Source organism: Sorangiineae bacterium MSr12523, assembly GCA_037157775.1.
Lineage (GTDB): Bacteria > Myxococcota_A > Polyangia > Polyangiales > Polyangiaceae > Pendulispora > Pendulispora brunnea.
This window is the reverse complement of record CP089982.1, coordinates 9,960,356-9,977,119: the sequence shown is the minus strand read 5'-3', so window position 1 is coordinate 9,977,119 and position 16,764 is coordinate 9,960,356. Positions and strand designations below refer to the sequence as shown.

Annotated in this window: 15 protein-coding genes and 1 tRNA gene; 5 read left to right on the top strand and 11 right to left on the bottom strand. The window is 64.1% G+C overall.

All coding sequences use genetic code 11. The features are described 5' to 3' along the window. Positions 1-12 precede the first annotated feature (12 nt). Positions 13-1,137: an HmuY family protein gene (locus LZC95_39030; GenBank protein ID WXA92432.1), complete on the bottom strand. Its 1,125-nt coding sequence runs from the start codon at positions 1,135-1,137 to the stop codon at positions 13-15. Beyond that, entirely contained in the window at positions 1,134-3,107 is a 1,974-nt protein-coding gene (locus LZC95_39025; protein WXA92431.1) for a TonB-dependent receptor, read from the bottom strand. The genes LZC95_39030 and LZC95_39025 overlap by 4 nt, the downstream gene beginning before the upstream one ends. Positions 3,108-3,278: 171 nt before the next feature. Between LZC95_39025 and LZC95_39020 the strand changes: the two genes are divergently transcribed. Beyond that, a complete protein-coding gene (locus LZC95_39020) occupies positions 3,279-4,202 on the top strand; it encodes an NADPH:quinone reductase (protein WXB00255.1) in 924 nt (307 codons plus the stop codon). Here LZC95_39020 and LZC95_39015 read toward each other — a convergent pair. Both LZC95_39015 and LZC95_39010 read right to left on the bottom strand, forming a co-directional pair. Next, positions 4,189-5,580: an L-serine ammonia-lyase gene (locus tag LZC95_39015; GenBank protein WXA92430.1), complete on the bottom strand. Its 1,392-nt coding sequence runs from the start codon at positions 5,578-5,580 to the stop codon at positions 4,189-4,191. The two genes, LZC95_39020 and LZC95_39015, sit on opposite strands and share 14 nt — an antisense overlap. 92 nt (positions 5,581-5,672) lie before the next feature. Then, entirely contained in the window at positions 5,673-5,918 is a 246-nt protein-coding gene (locus LZC95_39010; GenBank protein ID WXA92429.1) for a hypothetical protein, read from the bottom strand. 47 nt (positions 5,919-5,965) lie between these two features. Between LZC95_39010 and LZC95_39005 the strand changes: the two genes are divergently transcribed. Further along, the gene (locus LZC95_39005; GenBank protein WXA92428.1) at positions 5,966-6,670 is read left to right on the top strand and encodes a M15 family metallopeptidase; all 705 of its coding nucleotides are present in this window, start codon (positions 5,966-5,968) and stop codon (positions 6,668-6,670) included. On the opposite strand, the gene LZC95_39000 is transcribed toward LZC95_39005, so the two are convergent. From LZC95_39000 to serS, 4 genes are all read right to left on the bottom strand, one after another. Next, positions 6,667-7,155 (bottom strand): hypothetical protein, encoded by a 489-nt coding sequence (locus LZC95_39000; protein WXA92427.1) that lies wholly within the window; start codon positions 7,153-7,155, stop codon positions 6,667-6,669. The genes LZC95_39005 and LZC95_39000 overlap by 4 nt on opposite strands. Before the next feature lie 62 nt (positions 7,156-7,217). Then, a complete protein-coding gene (locus LZC95_38995; GenBank protein WXA92426.1) occupies positions 7,218-7,469 on the bottom strand; it encodes a hypothetical protein in 252 nt (83 codons plus the stop codon). 97 nt (positions 7,470-7,566) lie between these two features. Further along, positions 7,567-7,638 (bottom strand) — tRNA-Cys (locus LZC95_38990). Positions 7,639-7,728: 90 nt separating this feature from the next. Next, complete coding sequence (gene serS / locus LZC95_38985) at positions 7,729-9,006, bottom strand: serine--tRNA ligase (GenBank protein WXA92425.1); 1,278 nt, start codon at positions 9,004-9,006, stop codon at positions 7,729-7,731. A 92-nt stretch (positions 9,007-9,098) separates the two neighbouring features. Here serS and LZC95_38980 point away from each other — a divergent pair, with 92 nt between their 5' ends. The 3 genes from LZC95_38980 to LZC95_38970 all read left to right on the top strand — a co-directional run bounded on the left by LZC95_38980 (position 9,099) and on the right by LZC95_38970 (position 12,368). Further along, the gene (locus LZC95_38980; GenBank protein ID WXA92424.1) at positions 9,099-10,166 is read left to right on the top strand and encodes a trypsin-like serine protease; all 1,068 of its coding nucleotides are present in this window, start codon (positions 9,099-9,101) and stop codon (positions 10,164-10,166) included. A 96-nt stretch (positions 10,167-10,262) separates the two neighbouring features. Beyond that, positions 10,263-11,174 (top strand): fibro-slime domain-containing protein, encoded by a 912-nt coding sequence (locus LZC95_38975; GenBank protein WXA92423.1) that lies wholly within the window; start codon positions 10,263-10,265, stop codon positions 11,172-11,174. Between the two features lie 252 nt (positions 11,175-11,426). Further along, positions 11,427-12,368, top strand: a complete 942-nt coding sequence (locus LZC95_38970) for a fibro-slime domain-containing protein (protein ID WXA92422.1) — start codon at positions 11,427-11,429, stop codon at positions 12,366-12,368. Between the two features lie 161 nt (positions 12,369-12,529). Here the strand turns inward: LZC95_38970 and LZC95_38965 are convergent, their stop codons facing one another. The 3 genes from LZC95_38965 to LZC95_38955 form a co-directional block, all read right to left on the bottom strand. Next, a complete protein-coding gene (locus tag LZC95_38965; protein ID WXA92421.1) occupies positions 12,530-13,339 on the bottom strand; it encodes a helix-turn-helix transcriptional regulator in 810 nt (269 codons plus the stop codon). A gap of 101 nt (positions 13,340-13,440) precedes the next feature. Next, a complete protein-coding gene (locus tag LZC95_38960) occupies positions 13,441-15,180 on the bottom strand; it encodes a PQQ-dependent sugar dehydrogenase (GenBank protein ID WXA92420.1) in 1,740 nt (579 codons plus the stop codon). A gap of 192 nt (positions 15,181-15,372) precedes the next feature. Next, positions 15,373-16,557: a cytochrome P450 gene (locus LZC95_38955; GenBank protein WXA92419.1), complete on the bottom strand. Its 1,185-nt coding sequence runs from the start codon at positions 16,555-16,557 to the stop codon at positions 15,373-15,375. Between the last annotated feature and the right edge of the window lie 207 nt (positions 16,558-16,764).

Below are 16,764 nucleotides of genomic sequence, written 5' to 3'. Positions count from 1 at the left end.
CATCCTTCTCTTTTATTCTTTGAAAGGTTTGATGCGTAGGGCGACCGTCCCCGGCGACGCCGCGGTGGCATTCTCGAAAGAGGTAAACCCGATGAAGTACTTCTTCTCCCCGCCCGCGCTGGTGGCGACCCACGCGGCATAGGCCGGTGTCCGTGCGTTGCGATCGGCCCACGTTTCGCCGAATGCGCTGATCACGCGGTCACCGCGCAACGTCTTGCCCTCGAACGACGCCCAGTTGATCGCGTCGAAGCGCGCTTTCTCGCTATCCGCGTTGCGCACTCGGACTTGGGCAAGCGCCTCGCCCGCAATGGCTGCATCGTCGAAGTCGATGCTGGTCACCCCGCGTGGCCCACCCAATCCGCCGTTGCCGCCGATGGCATCGCGCCGAAAACAAAGGTGCCACGCGTTCGACGCGCTCGCAGCCGCGGGGGTCAGCATCGTGCGCGTGCCGGTGCCGAGGTCGATGCACTCGCTCGGCTTGCTCGGGTCGGCCGCGGGGCCGCCTGCGGTGCCATCGAGGGTGCTCGCCTCCACGGTGTCGCCGACGTGATCGGCGAAAAGCTCCGCATAACGAATCTTGTACAATGCACTGACCGGTGCGCCGTCTCGCTCTCCGTAATAGCCGAGCACCTGCACCTTCCAGCGGCGCGCACCATCTTGGATTCCGGCCACGTGGTAACGGCTATAGAGGACGTGGGCATCGCCGTCGTACGCGTACCACTTCACGAAGGCGCCGCCCGCCTTATCGGTGAACAAGAGCGGTACCTGCGGCAAGGTGGCCGCGCTGTACGAAGGTGCATCGATGGGCCCGAATGCCGAGCCGTGGGCCGAGCCGGATGCGCCGCTGTTCGTGTAGACGTCGTATTGCTCGAGCGCGATATCCCAGTCGCTCGACGCTTTGGGATCGCCCGGCACTTGGACGACCGCCGGTGGATCCAAGCGAACGTACGCACGGCCGCTTTCGGGGACGGCGACGCGAAGCTCGGTGCCCGACGAGAACACGCTCCAATCGTGCCCCGCGTCGGGCGTGCCGCCCGGTCCGGCGTCGCCCGTATTGTCTTTCGTGCCCGCGCTGTCGCTGCACGATGCGCACGCGAGGGCGAGCCATGGAGCAAGCCAAAGGAATCGCGGTTTCATTCGTCCTCCAGAGAAAAATCGGCGCGCAGGCCGATGTAAAACACGCGACCGAGCGGCGGCCGCGTATCGCCGACGCGTCCCACGTCTTGATGCACGTCGAGCAGGTTGAGCACGCCGGCGTAAGCGTGCGACTTGGGCCAAAGGTCACGCCCCACGCGCAGGTCGACCATCGAGTACGCGGGCGCGCGTGTGTTCTCGTCGATGAAGGCGTCCGTGGTCATGCGCCAGCGGCCATACGCCTCGAGCTTCCATGGAAGCTGGGCGCGCAGCGAGGCCGTAACGGTGTGGGGCGGCCGTCCGGCGAGCGGCCGATCGTTCAGATCGTCGCGGGTCCACAGATAGGAGTAATTGACCTCCGCCCGCAGGTGCTCTTTCCAGAGGCGCACGCTCCCGAAGACATCTCCGCCCAAGGTGCGCGCCTTGCCGAAGTTCGTGTAGCGGTAATCGACGACGGTGCCGTTCGGAACGCCGTTCGCGAGGTCGATGTCGATCATGTTGTCGACCCAGTTGGCGAACCCCGATGCCCGCAAGGTGACGTTGCGATCGGGCTGCCACGTCACATCGCCGTTCACGCCCCACGATGTCTCCGGCGTGAGGAGCGGGTTGCCCAGCACGCGGTATCCGTAAAAGGAGTGGTCGAACACGAACCCCAGCTCCTTGGCACTCGGCGCGCGAAATCCGCGTCCTCCCGAGAGGCGTATTCCGACCTCCGGCGTGGGGCGGTACGCGAGGGCAAGGCGCGGTGAGACGGCGCCTCCGTACTTCGTGTGCCCTTCGCCGCGCACACCCGCGAGCACGGTGAAGGTTTTCCCGAAACGCCACTCGAGCTGCCCGTAGCCCGCCGCATTGCCGAAGCTTTGCGGAACCACCTCTTGCTGGCGCGTGGTGGTGATGCCCGAGGCCAGGCTGTCGGACTTCGTCAGGTATTGCGAGAACGTCTCCGCCTCGGCGCGTGTTCCGAGGACCCAGGTGCGCGGCCCATCGGCGACGGTCACCACGCCCTCGAAGCTCTGCATGCGCTGGTGGCGGTCGCGGATCTGATCGATGGGCGAATTGCGCCGGTCGTTGGCCGTCTCGTTGTCGCTCCATTGACGTCCCAATGTGAGGCGCACATTCGAGCCGCGGCCCAGATCGATGGTTTCGATCACGTGAAGGGTGTAGCGATGCGTCTCCTCGGGCAGATCGATGAGGTAGCGTCCGAGTCCCGGTGTTTCTTCGGATTTGAGGCCGTCGAGCTTGTCGTGCAGCCAGCGCGCGCGCACCCGCAGATCGATGCGCTTCGAGATGTCCGTCCCCGCGCGCAGGCCAATCATCTGGCGCGACGTATCGGGGAGTTGCATGTCCGGCAGCCCGGGCGCGCGCGCGATGCCGTCTTGATGGAAGTAGTTTGCATCGAGGGTCACGAAGGAGTGACCTTTGCGGTACGCCCCGTTGGCCTGCGCAAAGAGCGTGGAATAGCTCCGCCCTTCGATCCGTGCGCGCGCGCTCGGTCCTTCGAAGCGCGGAGGTGCGGTGACGAGGTTGACCACTCCGCCGAGTGCGCTCGATCCATAGAGGGAGCTGGTGGGGCCGGTGACGATTTCGATGCGCGCGAGGTCCGCGGTGGGAAGGGCGGCCAGATCGATGGCCCCACCGATGTCGCCCACCACGCGTTCCCCGTCCTCCAGCACGAGCACGCGATCGCGATCGAAGCCTTGAATCTGAATCGCGTGGATATTGCCGAGGTAGCCGTACGATCCCGGATCGACGCGCACGCCCGGTTGCGTTGCGAGCGCCTCGCCCACGTTGGTCGCGCCCCGGCGATCCATCTCGTCGCGCGTGACCACGTCGGTCTTCACCGTTGCGCGCTGCGACCGCTCGGGCGTGCGCGTGCCCGTGACGACGACCGTGTCGTGCGGATCGCGCGGCTCGGGATCCGCACCGCGTGCCCGACCCGCCGCGGCCGTGGACGCCAGCGTCAAAGCGATCATCAAACTCGTCCTTCGGTTCACGACAGGATTGCAGCAGTGATAATGAAAACCATTATCACAATGATGGCAAGATGATGGATGCCCGGAGTACCGTCAAGGCTAAAGTGAGGCATGCGCGCCGCCTGGTACGAACGACGTGGAGCCGCGGCGGAGGTGTTGGTCGTTGGTGAAATGCCCGCCCCTCCTTATCCGGGTTTGGGAGAGGTACGTGTACGCGTCCACGCTTCGGGGATCAACCCTGGCGACGTGAAGAAGAGGGCGCCATGGCTTGGGATGCCAATGGCGCATCCGAGGATCATTCCGCATAGCGATGGGGCAGGGGTCATCGATGCCGTGGGCGAGGGCGTCGATGCATCGCGGGTGGGTGAACGCGTGTGGTGCTTCGGCGCGCAATCGTATCGACCGTGGGGCACGGCCGCAGAGTTCACGTGCATCCCTTCGGAACAGGCGGTCTCGCTTCCCGATGGCATCGATTATGTGCAAGGTGCATGCTTTGGCATTCCGGGCATCACGGCGCATCGGGCGGTCTTCGCCGATGGTCCGGTGCAAGGCGCCACGGTGCTCGTGCGCGGTGCGCTGGGGGCCGTGGGGCGTGCGGCGGCCGTTCTCGCGGTGCGCGGAGGCGCGCACGTGATCGCGACGGTGCGCTCCGAGGACGAAGTGGCGACGGCAAAGCGCGAGACGGGCGCACGCGACGCGCTCGTGCAAGGCGCAGCGGACTTCACGCAGCGGGTGCTCGAGCTCACCGGCGGCCGCGGTGTGGATCGCATCATCGAGGTGGCCTTCGATGCGAACCTCGGGTCGAACCACGACGTGCTCGCATTGGGCGGCGTCATCGCCGCGTATGCGACTGCGGACGCCGAGCCGAAGATTCCCTTTTGGCCACTGCTCTTCAAGAACGTGACCATTCGACTTCTCGGCAGCGACGACTTTCCGCTCGCCGCCAAGTTGGAGGCGGCGCGTGCCATCACCGCGTCGGGTCTCGTCTATCCGATCGCGGCGCGCTTTCCGCTGGAGGACATTGCGCGCGCCCACGAAGCCGTCGAAGGCGGCGTGCGCGGGCGCGTCGTGCTCGACGTCGTCAGCACTCGATGACGTTGAGCGCGAGGCCTCCGCGCGAGGTCTCTTTGTATTTGTCTTTCATATCCTCGCCGGTCTCCCGCATCGTCTTGATGACTTTGTCCAGCGAGACGAAGTGGCTGCCGTCCCCGCGCAAGGCCATGCGCGCGGCGTTGATGGCTTTGACCGCGGCAATGGCATTGCGCTCGATGCAGGGCACTTGCACGAGGCCGCCCACGGGATCGCAGGTGAGCCCGAGGTTGTGCTCCATGCCAATTTCCGCCGCGTTTTCCACCTGCCGCGGGGAGCCGCCGAGCACCTCGGTCAAGCCGGCAGCCGCCATCGAGCAGGCCGAGCCCACCTCGCCTTGGCAGCCCACCTCCGCACCCGAGATGGACGCGCACTCTTTGTAGATGACTCCAATGGCCCCGGCCGTGAGCAGGTAGCGAACGATCCCCTCTTCGTCGGCGCCGGGGACGTGGTTCGCATAATAGTGCATCACCGCAGGGATGACGCCGGCGGCGCCATTCGTTGGGGCCGTCACCACGCGCCCTCCTGCGGCGTTTTCCTCGTTCACCGCGAGCGCATAGAGGTTCACCCAATCCATGACGACGAAGGGATCCGACGGATCCGGTCGCGTGGTGAGCTTGCGGTACAACTCCGCCGAGCGGCGTTTGACTTTGAGCCCGCCGGGCAGCACGCCCTCGCGCGCAAAGCCATTGCGCACGCATTCGCGCATGACGGACCAAATCTCGAGCAGGCCGCGGCGGATTTCGGCCGGCGTGGAGTAGCCGGTCTCTTTGCCCAGCGCCTTCTCGTTCTCGAGCATGATGCGGCTGATGGAGAGGCCCGTTTCGTCGGCGTAACCGAGGAGCTGCGCGCCGGTGCGGAATGGATACGGGATCACCGTGTCCGATTCTTTGACGCGCTCGGCGCCGGTGGCGTTCTCGTCGACGACGAAGCCGCCCCCAACGGAATAATAGGTTCGGCTGCGCAGGACAGCACCGCCAGCGTCGTACGCGTGCAAAATCATCCCATTGGGGTGAAATGGCAATGACTCGCGCCGGTGCATCACGATGTGCTCGCGGTCGTCGAAGGGGATCTCGTGCGTCCCCAGGAGCCGCAGCTTCAACGTGGAGCGAATTTCAGCCTCGCGATCGTGGGCGACGAACGGATCCACCTTTGCGGGGTGGTTGCCCTCGAGCCCGAGCATCACGGCCTTGTCACTGCCGTGCCCCTTTCCCGTGGCACCGAGCGATCCGTACAACTCCGCACGGACCGAGGCCGTGTTGGCGAGCAGCCCATCGTCCGAGAGTCCGGTGGCGAACATCAGCGCTGCGCGCATGGGCCCGACGGTGTGAGAGCTCGAGGGGCCTATTCCGATCTTGAACAGATCGAAGACGCTGATGGGCATGTCGCGGTTCTCATTATCATATCGCCGTTAGCGCGGCAGGTGGAACGCTCGAATGTAAAGCATTGGAGCACCTGCCAAAGTATTGGAGCGCTCTAGAGCGCGACCTGCCCGCGATCGAACCACCAGACGCCGCCCGACTCCCATGTCACCCGAAGTTCATGGAATCGTTCGTCTTGCCATAGCAGGCTGTAGGGAAATTCGTCGGACCACGAAGTGCCTTCGAGCTTCCAGCGATGGTCGTCCTCGGCGAGCTCCCGTGCCGCTGCCGTCTCGCGGAAGTGCGCGAGCGCGTGACGCGCTCCGTCGTTCAACCGATGTTCGGGGGGCCATTGGATCATGCTCCGGTACACGCAAAGCGAACGCCAAAAGTGCTAGCGTGCTCGTCGTGCGGTTCGGTCTGGGTGCAATCCTTCTCCTGGCGGCGTCGGCTTTTGCGATGATTGCCCTGCACCGCACGCGTGCCGACGCGATCGACATCCAGCCGCCATTTCTGGCGTTCGTGCTGCCGATCGACGCGGAGACGGCCAAATCCATGAATGGCGTGTCGTGGCGCCCGGGCTGTCCCGTGGCCATGGAGGACTTGCGCGCCATCGATATGACGTATTGGGGCTTCGACGCCAAGCCGCACTGGGGCCGCATGATCGTCCACCACGAGGTGAGCGCGGCGGTGGTGCGCGTGTTCAAAAGCATGTACAGCGCACGCTTTCCCATCCGCCGCATGGAGCCCATCGACAAATACGGTGGGAGCGACGAAGCCGCGATGGAGGCGGACGACACGTCGGGCTTCAACTGCCGCCCCGTCACCGGCGGCACCGCGTGGTCCAATCATTCTTACGGGCGGGCCATCGACATCAACACCGTCGAGAACCCTTACATCAAAGGCGAAATCGTGCTTCCCACCTCGGGCATCCCCTTCGTGGACCGCACCAACGTGCGCCCCGGCATGATCATCGAAGGCGACGCCGTCACCCGCGCCTTCGACGCCGAAGGCTTCGTCTGGGGCGCCCGCTGGCACACGCGCCAGGACTACCAGCACTTCGAAATCGTCCCCCCCGGCGCCCACCCCGCCGGCGACTCCCCGTCGAATTAGCTCCGCACGCGGTCCCACAGCTCTCGCACGCCAAGCTCGTCGAGCCATTGCTCGATGTACGCGAAATCCAAAGCGTCGCCCTGCGTGTCGAGGATGCCGCGCACGTCCCGCAGCTGCCGCTCGGACTCGCCGCTCTTTGCTGCCCACTCGAGCTTCGAGAGGATTGTGTCCTCGGCCGACGCGGCGAGTACATGTACGCCGAGAATCTCTTGCTCGGAGCTCCGATCGATCTCGGAACGGCTGAATGGACGCGCCTTGCGGAAGATGAGGTCCGCCTTCCAACCCGTGGTCATGTCGATGACGTTGAACTGCCCTCGGCGAAGGAACTCTGCGCGGGCCTTATCAGGATCGACGTAGCGATCTTTGGTGGCGAGGAGCTTTAGTAAATGCTCCAGGCTTGCGAACGTCGGATCGATGACGATGTCGATATCGTGGGTCGAGCGTGGAATGCCATGGGCCGAACTCGCTAGCGAGCCCGCGATCATGTGTGGCACGCCGGCTTGAGTCAGTGCAGTCGTTAACGAGGACAGGAATGCCGTGGGATCGCTCACGGCACTACGGGCGGCTCATTGGGCCAGACCCGCTGCGCGGTTTCTCGCCCGTGGATCAGGGCGACCAAGGCGCGGGTAACCTGCTGCTCCGAGTACTCGGGATGCCGCTTCCGAATCCCGCTGCGCGCCGTCCGGCGTACGCTTTCGCTCAGCTCGAGTGCGATCTCTACCTTACGCCCCGGTGTCATCCGCCGATAGACGTCGAGCTGTACTTCATAAGCAGCCGGATGCGTGTCGTGGGAACGCATGCCTATGCTTTACCTCGGGAGCGGCGAAACTCCACCGAGACTTGCCGGCTGGAAGCCGGCGGACCGCCGGCAGGATGCCGGCGCTCCATTGACGAAGAGGCGTGGATGGGATTCGAACCCACGTATGATGGTTTTGCAAACCATTGCCTAACCACTTGGCTACCACGCCATCGCTGTCTTTGCGGGTCCCGACACTAGCGTACCGGTGGGGCCCGCGTCGATAGCAGATTTTGGGAGGCCCGCCCTTATTTGGGGCGCCTTATTTTCCGCCGCGTTCGAGTTTGGTGCGCCCGTTCATGTAGGGGACCAGGGCCTTGGGCAGGGTGATCGAGCCGTCGGGGTTCTGGTGGTTCTCGAGCAGCGGGATCAGGATGCGCGGGCTCGCAATGGCCGTGTTGTTCAGGGTGTACGGGTACACCAAGGTGCCGTTCGCCAGGCGCAGGCGGATGTTCGAACGGCGCGATTGGAAGTCACCCAAGGTCGAGCAGGAGTGCGTCTCGGAGTAGGCGTTGCGGCTCGGCATCCACGATTCCACCTCGTGCTTGCGCGTCTGCCCCAGACCAATCTCGCCCGTGCAGGCCAGCGCCACCCGGTACGGGATCTCCAGCGCGTGGAGCACCGCCTCGGCGTTGTCGAGCAGCTGATAATGCTCTTTTTCGGCCACCGCCTCGTCCGGCAGGCAGAAGACGACCTGCTCCACCTTCGTGAATTGATGCACGCGGTACAGACCGCGCGTGTCCTTGCCGTAGGCGCCGGCCTCGCGCCGGAAGCACGGCGAAAGACCCGCGTAGCGAATCGGCAGCTGCGCCTCGTCCAAAGTGTCGTCCGCGTGCAGCGACACCAAGGCCACCTCGCTCGTACCCACCAGGAAAAGCTCGTCGGCCGTGATGGCGTACGCTTCCTCGCGGCCCAGCGGGAAAAAGCCCGTGCCCTGCATGGCGCGCTCTTTCACCATCACCGGCGGAATGACCATGGTGAGCCCGCGCTGGACCAGAACGTCCGCGGTGAGCCGGGTCACCGCCATCTCGAGCAGCGCGCCCAATCCGGTCAATGCGTAGGAGCGACCGCCCGCGAATTTTCGCGGACCATCGAAGTTCACCATCCCCAGGCTCTGCATCAAGTCGAGATGGTCCTTCGGCTCGAAGTCGAACGCGCGCGGTGTGCCGACCTTGCGGATCTCGACGTTGTCGTCCTCACCGGCGCCCACCGGCACCTCGGGCCGCGGCACGCTGGGCACGCGCAGCATGAAGTCGTCGTAGACGCGCGTGATCTCGGCCAGCTCCGGTTCGAGCTTCTCGATGGCGGCCTTGACCTCTTTGCCTTCCTCGATGAGCTTGGGTCGCTCCTCCTTCGAGGCTTTGGGGATCAGCGCGGCAACCTGGTTCTTCCGGGCGCGCTTCTCGTCGAGCAAGGTGATGACTTCGCGGCGGCGCTTGTCGGCGGACAGAAGCTCGTCCAAGTCGAGGTCGAAGCGCTTGTTGCGAATGGCGGCACGAACGAGGTCGGCGTTCTGGCGGATGAAGGCAATGTCGAGCATGCGGGCCCCTTCTATACCACCCGCCGCGCCAGCCGAGTTCCCCAAGACGGAATGGCCCCCGCCAAACCTTGTGCTAGGGAATTTCCAGCCCCATGCAGAAACCGCTTTCTTCCTGCTTGCTTCCACTACTTGCGGCCGCTCTGACGGCGGCTTCATCCGCCCATGCCGCTGAGGAAAACACCGGCTCCACCTCCCAGCCCATCATCTCCGGTTCGGCATCGCCCTCTTCTCAGAATGCCGTGGTGATGCTCGTCCACGTCGAGAACGGCAATGGTGGGGAGACGTGCACGGCCACGTTGGTCGCGTCCAACCTGCTCATCACCGCGCGTCACTGCGTTTCCGAGACCGGCAAACAGCCCTTCTATTGCGACAAAAACGGCAAGGTTCAGAACGACGGAAACGGGGGCGGCGAGGTGGGGGCCGATTACAAGGCGACCGATTTGTACGTCTTCACGGGAACGACGCGGCCGGTCTTCAATGGGACGACGCCGGCCCAAGCGGCCGCCCGTGGCAAAAAGATCTTCCACGATAATGCGACGGCGGTGTGCGGTCACGATCTCGCGTTGGTGCTGCTCGAGAACAACGTGTCGTCGACGATACCGCTCGCCAGGATCCGGCTCGACTCCCAGGCGAGCAAGGGCGAGAAAATTACCGCCGTAGGGTGGGGCGTCACGCTGGATACCAAGTACCCGGCGCAGCGCCAACAGCGCACCGGCATCCCCATCGTGCAAGTCGGGCCCTATTCGGACGATCGGGTCGACGTTCCGGGCAACGATTTTCTCGTTGGCGAGTCGACGTGTTCTGGCGACAGCGGCGGACCAGGCTTCTCGGAGGATACCGGGGCGCTCATCGGTGTCGTGTCGCGCGGCGGCAACGGCAAGGATGCGACCAATCCGGCCGACGGGTGCACGAACGCCGACAACGACTACACGCAGACCGCGCCGTTCAAGAGCCTCATCCAAAGCGCCTTCAATGAATCGGGCAATAGCCCATTGGTCGAAACGGGCCGGCCGACCAACAATGGTTCGGGCGGAGACGATGGAGGATGCTCAGCCAGTCCGGCGTCATCGCGATCGATGGGCGCCGGCGCGGGGTTGGTGGCATTGGGTATTGCCTTGGCAACAGTTCGTCGGACACGACGACGCCGTATCCATTCGTAGGAGTCGTCCGCGCTCGTCCTACGTTGCCTCCGTGACCAGGCGATCACAGCAATTTTGTGATTGTTCGGATATCGAAGCCGGATAACGTGAGCGGCCATGCACCGCTCGAGAATGCTTGCTTCGATTTTGTTCATTTCCGCCTTTGGTGGCGGCGCCTATTTGATGGCCTGCGGCTCGGACTCTTCGGAGTTCAATGACGCAAACAAGGACGGCGGCGACCTTCGCGGCGCTGATGCCGGCCCCGGTGGTGGCTTCGGCGACGGTGGTCTCAATGGAGAGGGTGGCAATGGCCATCGCGACGCCGAGCCGTGCAACCATGTCGTCAAGGCGATCATTCGTGACTTCAAGCCATGCGCCGAAACCTTTGCCGGGAATTGTTCGGCCGCCACCGGGCACCTTGATTTCGAGCACTACACGGGGGAGGGGCCGACGGAGGGGATCGTAGACGAAAATCTCGGAGCCGATCTCAAACCGGTATTCGTGGACGGGCCTCACTATTACAACGGCGATCGCAATAGGCCTCAGACCACCGACAAGACCCGATTCGACCAGTGGTATCGCGACACGCCCGGCGTGAACGTGGCCATCGAGTATCCGATTACGCTCGAGGAGACGTCCACCCCGGGGCATTATCGTTTTGCCCCGAACCAATTTTACCCCGTCGATGGCAAGGGCTGGGGCAACGCACCTGCGAACAGCAGCGGGAATCGCCCGCACAATTACGGTTTCACCACCGAGGTGCATTTGACCTTCGTGTACCGCGGCGGCGAGGTCTTCACGTTCGACGGGGACGACGACCTTTGGCTCTTCATCAACAAGAAGCTGGTCATCGACTTGGGCGGTCTTCACCCCGCGCGCAATGGCAGCGTGAGGGTGGACGATTTGCACCTCACCGTAGGCCAGCGTTATCCGATGGACTTGTTCCACGCGGAGCGTCACACGGATCTGTCCAACTTCGTGGTCGACACGACCATCGAGTGCGTCGACAACGAGCCGCCGGTCCACTGACGTCTCATCAGGACGCCGACTTGCCCGCCACCGCGTCACCATCGTAACGGTCGATGGCATCGGCGTCGTGGTGGGCCGGCGGTAATGGCATCGATATGCCGTAGACGACGACGATGGCGCCATCCGTAGGAGTCGTCCGCGCTCGTCCTACGTTTGCCCCGTGACAATACGATCACACCGATTTTCTCGTTGTTCGGTTATCGAAGCGCGATAACTTGAGCGTTTATGTACCGCTCGAGAATCCTTGCTTCGGTGTTGTTCATTTCCGCCATCGGTGGTGGCGCGTACTTGATGGCCTGCGGGTCGGACGGGTCGGAGTTCGACAATTCGAGGGGAGACGGAGGAGGTCTCAACGGAGATGGATCGGACAACGGCGGCGGCTTCGGGGAAGGCGGCTTCGGAGAGGGCGGCTCGGGTGGCGACGGCGGGGAATGCGAACACGTGATTCAGGCGGTGATTCGCGATTTCAAGCCGTGCAACGCTCAAATTACAGGGAGCGAGGAGGCGGACGATCAGGGGTGCAAAGACAGCGCCCAGGGCCATCCGGATTTCGAGCATTTTCAGGGAGATGAGGCCACGACCGGCATTGTGGCCGAGGCTTTGAGTTTGCCCGATCGCAAACCGGCGTACGTGGGCGACGGCCCGCATCACTATCCGAACCAGCCGAACAAGTTCGAGACCACATCGAAGACGGCGTTCGACGCTTGGTATCACGACGTTGCCGGTGACGGCCTGAACGCGAACAGGCGGATCATCGTCCCGCTCGAGCTCAAGGAAACGATCACCGACGCTGGCGCGAAGCATTACGTCTTCGACGATCGGACCTTCTTCCCCATCGATGGCAAGGGCTTCGGAAATGGTCCGAAGGAGCAAAACGGGAACCCCGCTACGCACAACTTCGCCTTCACGACCGAGGCGCATTTTTCCTTCGTCTACAACGGCGGCGAAGAGTTCACCTTCCGCGGGGACGACGATCTTTGGCTCTTCATCAACAACAAGCTCGCCATCGATCTCGGCGGCCTGCACCCGGAGCTTCTGGCCACCGTGAAGCTCGACGAGCAGGCAGCCCGGCTAGGCCTCGTCAAAGGCCAGCGTTACCCGATGGACCTCTTCCACGCGGAGCGTCACACCACCGCATCGCGTTTCCGCATCGATACGACCATCGAGTGCGTCTCGAATTCGCCGGTCCACTGACCCCACGCAATGGAGCGCCGGCATCTTGCCGGCGGTCCGCCGCCGTCTCGGCGGCCGGCGATCGCGGCGCCGGCTGGAAGCCGGCTAACCGCCGGCAGGATGCCGGCGCTCCATCGGGCAAGCGGGAGGCCGGCGGTCCATCAGGCAAAATGTCCTAAGTCTCATTGCATCTCGGAGCCCACGATGCGCAACAGCGCCTCGCGGGCTCTCGCGTCTGCGGGAAACAGTGTTTCGATGCGCAGTTCTTGAAGGGTGATGTCGAGCGGCGTGCCCAAGGTCGTGATCGTGGTGAACAAATCGAGCGCCACGTCGCCTTTGCGCATCTTCATCGAGACGAGGATCGATGGCGTACGCGCGGGCCGGCCGTCGCGGCGCAACTCGGCCTCGGCGGTCACGAGATCGCGAAGCAGCGCCTCGTCGGTCTCGTCGCGCGTTTGGCTCGAGGCCAGCTCGTTGCGCGTTCGGTGCACCACGTCGCTGGCGATTTCGTGCCAGTTTTGCACGTAGGGGCGCAGGCCGTCGGGTGCCAGGAGCATGCGGATGATGTTCGGCCCCCCGCGCCAATCGGGCACGAAAAACGACGTAAAGCGCTGCGCCGCGTCGTTGGCCATCAGCAGATCGTAGCGGCGGTTTACCACCAAGGTGGGATTGGGCTCGCTCGCTCGAAGAATGTGCGACAGCGCCTCGCGCACATCCGTCATCACGGGCGCATCGAGCGGCGTCTCCCGGTAGACGGCGGCGAATCCCGCCGCGGTGAGCAAGGCATTGCGCTCGCGCAAAGGGACCTCCAACGTCTCGGCCAAGGTGAGCACCATTTCACGGCTCGGGCTGGAGCGCCCGGTCTCCACGAAACTCAAGTGGCGCGAGGAAATGCCTGCCTCCAGCGCCACCGCCAACTGACTCTTGCCCCGCGCCGTTCGCCAGGCGCGCAGCAGCGTTCCCACGGTGCTCTCTTCGGTCGTTACCGCCATCGCTGCAGAAGGTAATATCCTCGGGGAACGCTGGCCATGACCTCCGAGGTAATGGCGAGGCGTTCTCGGGAGGGACGGCCCCGCCCGCCACGCGCGCGGCCTTACTTCGAATACGTCACACGCCAGATTCGCCCATTGGCATCGTCGCTCACGAAGAGCGCGCCGTCTTTGCCCACGGTGATGCCGACGGGGCGTGCCCATACTTGCGCGTCGTCGATGACGAACCCGGTCATGAAGTCCTCGTACTCGCCGGTGGGAACACCATCCTTCGTGAGCACGCGCACCACCTTGTAGCCGGTGCGCCCTCCGCGGTTCCACGAGCCGTGGAGCGCGACCAAGGCATTCCCTCGGTAGTCGGCTGGGAACATCGCACCGTCGTAAAACGTGATTTGAAGCGGCGCCGAGTGCGGCTGGAGCAACACGTCGGGGACGGTGACCTTGCCCGCGAGATCCGTTCGCTTGCCCGCGTGGCGTGGATCCTCGTGGTCGCCGAGGTAGTACCAGGGCCACCCGTAAAAGGCATTCTCACGCACGCGTGTCACGTAATCGGGAACCAGATCGTCGCCGAGGCCGTCGCGCTCGTTGGTCGAGCACCACACGATGCCGGTTTTGGGTTGCACCGTCATGCCCGAGCAATTGCGAATTCCGGTGGCGAAGGTGCGGCCGTTCTTTCCGTCGGGATCGAAGACGAGCACGTCCGCGCGCGATTCCTCCGGTCCCCAGGTCGCGCCCAAGCCATGCGATGCCTCGAAGGTGCGAATCTCGTCGGGCGAGCGGGCGGGCAGATCTTCGGCGACGTTCGACTCCGAGCCGACGGCCACGAACATGCGCTTGCCGTCGTTGGAGAACGCCAGATTCCGCATGGCGTGGCCACCGGTGCTGGGAGCGAGCGTGGCCACCATGACTTCCGCCGTACCGCGAGGGGTCAAATCGCCATTCGCGTAGGGGAATCGAATCACCTTGTTCTGCTCGGCGATGTAAATCCACTGCGGGGAAGGGCCGGGCGGGAAGAACGCGATGCCGAAGGGTTGGTCCAGCCCTTTTGCGAAGGCCTCGGTGCGCTCGACGGTCGTTCCGTCCTTGCTCATGTGAAGCGCCATGATTTGCCCGGAGAAGCTCTCCGCCACGAACAAATCGCCATTGGGCGCGGTTCGCAGGAGCCGCGGTTTGCCGAGCGTCGTCACCACGGTGGCGTGGAAGCCCGCGGGAAGCTTCGGCGCAGCACCCGCGGGAGGCTCGACGACCTTCGCGCTGTTTCGCCGCGCCTTCGTGGCGAATGGTGCGGGCAGATCCGCCACGGTGATGCGACGCCGCACCCCGGGCGCATCGCTCCGAAAGCCACCGAGCGCGTCCTTCGCGACGTGCAATCCGGGGGTCGGTGCGGGGGGCGGCCCAGCATCGTGCGCATCGTTGTCCGCGACCTCGGGTATCGGCTCGAGCGAGAGCAGGTACATGACGAGCGCTTTGCGCTCCGCGGCCACCGGGACGGCGAGCACCATTGCAGTGCCGGGCACGACTTCGGTGGGGGCCTCGAGGAATCGGTCGAGCGTCGGCACGTCCCATCGAAATTTCAGCGCGCGCATGGCCGCCGTGTAGCCAAAGGGATCTTGGGTTCCCGCCTGACGCCCGGCGAGCCCGCGCAAGGTCGGTCCCTGTGCACCCTCGGCGTCCTTTCCGTGGCACACGGAACAACGTTCGAGAAAGAGCCTGCGACCATCGACTGCCACCGGTGTCACGACCGCCGATGCGTCCGTGTCCGCCGGCGCGCGTTCGCTTCGTGAACAGGCCGCCGACGCGAGGGCGAGCAGGACGACGGGAACCAAAACGGAGTGTCGAGCCATTTCCTATCCACCTTTCGGAGTTCGGGATCACGGCCCCCCGGACGAATTGGATGGATATTGTATTTATGCAGTTATACGAGGCTCCGTTTCCCGGTCAAGCGCGGGACGCGCGATCCATTGGAAACCAATCGCTCGGTATCGAACGATGGATTCCAATGGATCGAGCCTTGAATCCAATTTGAAATTGCGCGGTCAGGCCGGTTTGAACTCCATGGGCATCTTCACCATGCCGTGTAGGAGGTAGCCCGGCACCGGTTCGAGTTGCGTACCTTCGACCAGCGTGAGCTCTGGCAAGCGTTGCAGGATGGCCGGCAGCGCAATGCGTGCCTCCAGCCGCGCGAGCGGTGCGCCCATGCAGTAGTGCGCGCCGTGGCCGAACGACACTTGGCGCGCGGCTTTGCGCGTGAGATCGAGCCGGTCCGGATCGGGGAACGCTTCCGGATCGCGGTTGGCGGCGCCGAGCCAACAAATAACCCGCTGCCCTCGTTGCAGCTTCATGCCCCCGAGCTCGTAATCATGGCGAATCCATCTCGGCGCAGCGAGGACCGGTGAGTCGTAACGAAGCAGCTCCTCGATGGCGCCGGGCATCTGGGCGGGGTGGGCGAGGAAGTGTTCGCGTTGGTCCGGATGATCGAGCAGGACGCGGATGGCATTGCCAATCAAATGCGTGGTGGAAATGTTGCCTGCGATCAACAGGAGCATGCAGAAAGCCACCAAGTCGGGCTCCTCCAGCGATTGACCGTCGATTTCCGCCGCGAGCAGGCTGCTCATCAAATCGTCTTTGGGTTGGCGCCGGCGTTCCGCCACCGCGTGCCGCACGTAATCCTCCATGGGGGAGAGCGCTTCGCTCAAGCGCCGTACCCCATTTTCCGGATCGAGCACGAGGGCATTGGCCCGCTCGCCCACTTCGTCGGACCAGTGGCGAAACTGCTCCTGATCCTCCGCGGGAACCCCGAGCATTTCGGCGATGACGATGGTGGGCAGGGGACCTGCGATGTCCCCCACGAGATCCAACCGCCCCGTGTCGGCCACGGCATCGATCAACCGATCGACGATGGTCGTGATGTGAGCCTGCAGGCGGGCCACGGCCGCCGGCGTGAAGGCGCGCAAGGCGAGGTTGCGAAGGCGCGTGTGATGAGGAGGGTCGAACGCATTGAGGCTGAAGAGCCGCCGCCACTCGGGCGCGGGCAACACGCCCTCTTCGATGGTCGACGTGGGAAAGTTTTGATGATCGCCCAGAACGGCCGTCACGTCGGCATGACGGTACACGGCCCAAAGGCCCGCTTGCTCGTCGAACGCCACGGGATGATTCCGCCGCATGTCTTCGAAGAATGGATATGGATTCAAAAGTTCCGAGCCCGCCGGGAATGTGCGCATGGTGGTGGTGACATAACGACGCCGAAGATTGTCTGCAAGGTCGGCATTTATCGTTAATACCTATTTTCGTGTCGCGCATTCGGGCGACTACCGCGAACGTTCCGTGCCGCGTAGCTTGCGGGGCGGCGGTGCACGAGGCGACTCGGTGCCCAGTGTTTCCCCATGTTTCGAGCGCGTTGCCGATGTTGTTGCGACGCGGACTCGATG

Excerpts from the sequence above, each read along its gene's own strand:
- LZC95_39030 (WXA92432.1), bottom strand. The coding sequence starts at position 1,137 with ATGAAACCGCGATTCCTTTGGCTTGCTCCATGGCTCGCCCTCGCGTGC.
- serS (WXA92425.1), bottom strand. The coding sequence starts at position 9,006 with ATGCTCGACATTGCCTTCATCCGCCAGAACGCCGACCTCGTTCGTGCC.
- LZC95_38955 (WXA92419.1), bottom strand. The coding sequence starts at position 16,557 with ATGCGCACATTCCCGGCGGGCTCGGAACTTTTGAATCCATATCCATTC.
- LZC95_39000 (WXA92427.1), bottom strand. The coding sequence starts at position 7,155 with ATGATCGCGGGCTCGCTAGCGAGTTCGGCCCATGGCATTCCACGCTCG.
- LZC95_38960 (WXA92420.1), bottom strand. The coding sequence starts at position 15,180 with ATGGCTCGACACTCCGTTTTGGTTCCCGTCGTCCTGCTCGCCCTCGCG.
- LZC95_39015 (WXA92430.1), bottom strand. The coding sequence starts at position 5,580 with ATGCCCATCAGCGTCTTCGATCTGTTCAAGATCGGAATAGGCCCCTCG.
- LZC95_39020 (WXB00255.1), top strand. The coding sequence starts at position 3,279 with ATGCCCGCCCCTCCTTATCCGGGTTTGGGAGAGGTACGTGTACGCGTC.
- LZC95_38995 (WXA92426.1), bottom strand. The coding sequence starts at position 7,469 with ATGCGTTCCCACGACACGCATCCGGCTGCTTATGAAGTACAGCTCGAC.
- LZC95_38965 (WXA92421.1), bottom strand. The coding sequence starts at position 13,339 with ATGGCGGTAACGACCGAAGAGAGCACCGTGGGAACGCTGCTGCGCGCC.
- LZC95_38975 (WXA92423.1), top strand. The coding sequence starts at position 10,263 with ATGCACCGCTCGAGAATGCTTGCTTCGATTTTGTTCATTTCCGCCTTT.
- LZC95_38980 (WXA92424.1), top strand. The coding sequence starts at position 9,099 with ATGCAGAAACCGCTTTCTTCCTGCTTGCTTCCACTACTTGCGGCCGCT.
- LZC95_39025 (WXA92431.1), bottom strand. The coding sequence starts at position 3,107 with ATGATCGCTTTGACGCTGGCGTCCACGGCCGCGGCGGGTCGGGCACGC.
- LZC95_39010 (WXA92429.1), bottom strand. The coding sequence starts at position 5,918 with ATGATCCAATGGCCCCCCGAACATCGGTTGAACGACGGAGCGCGTCAC.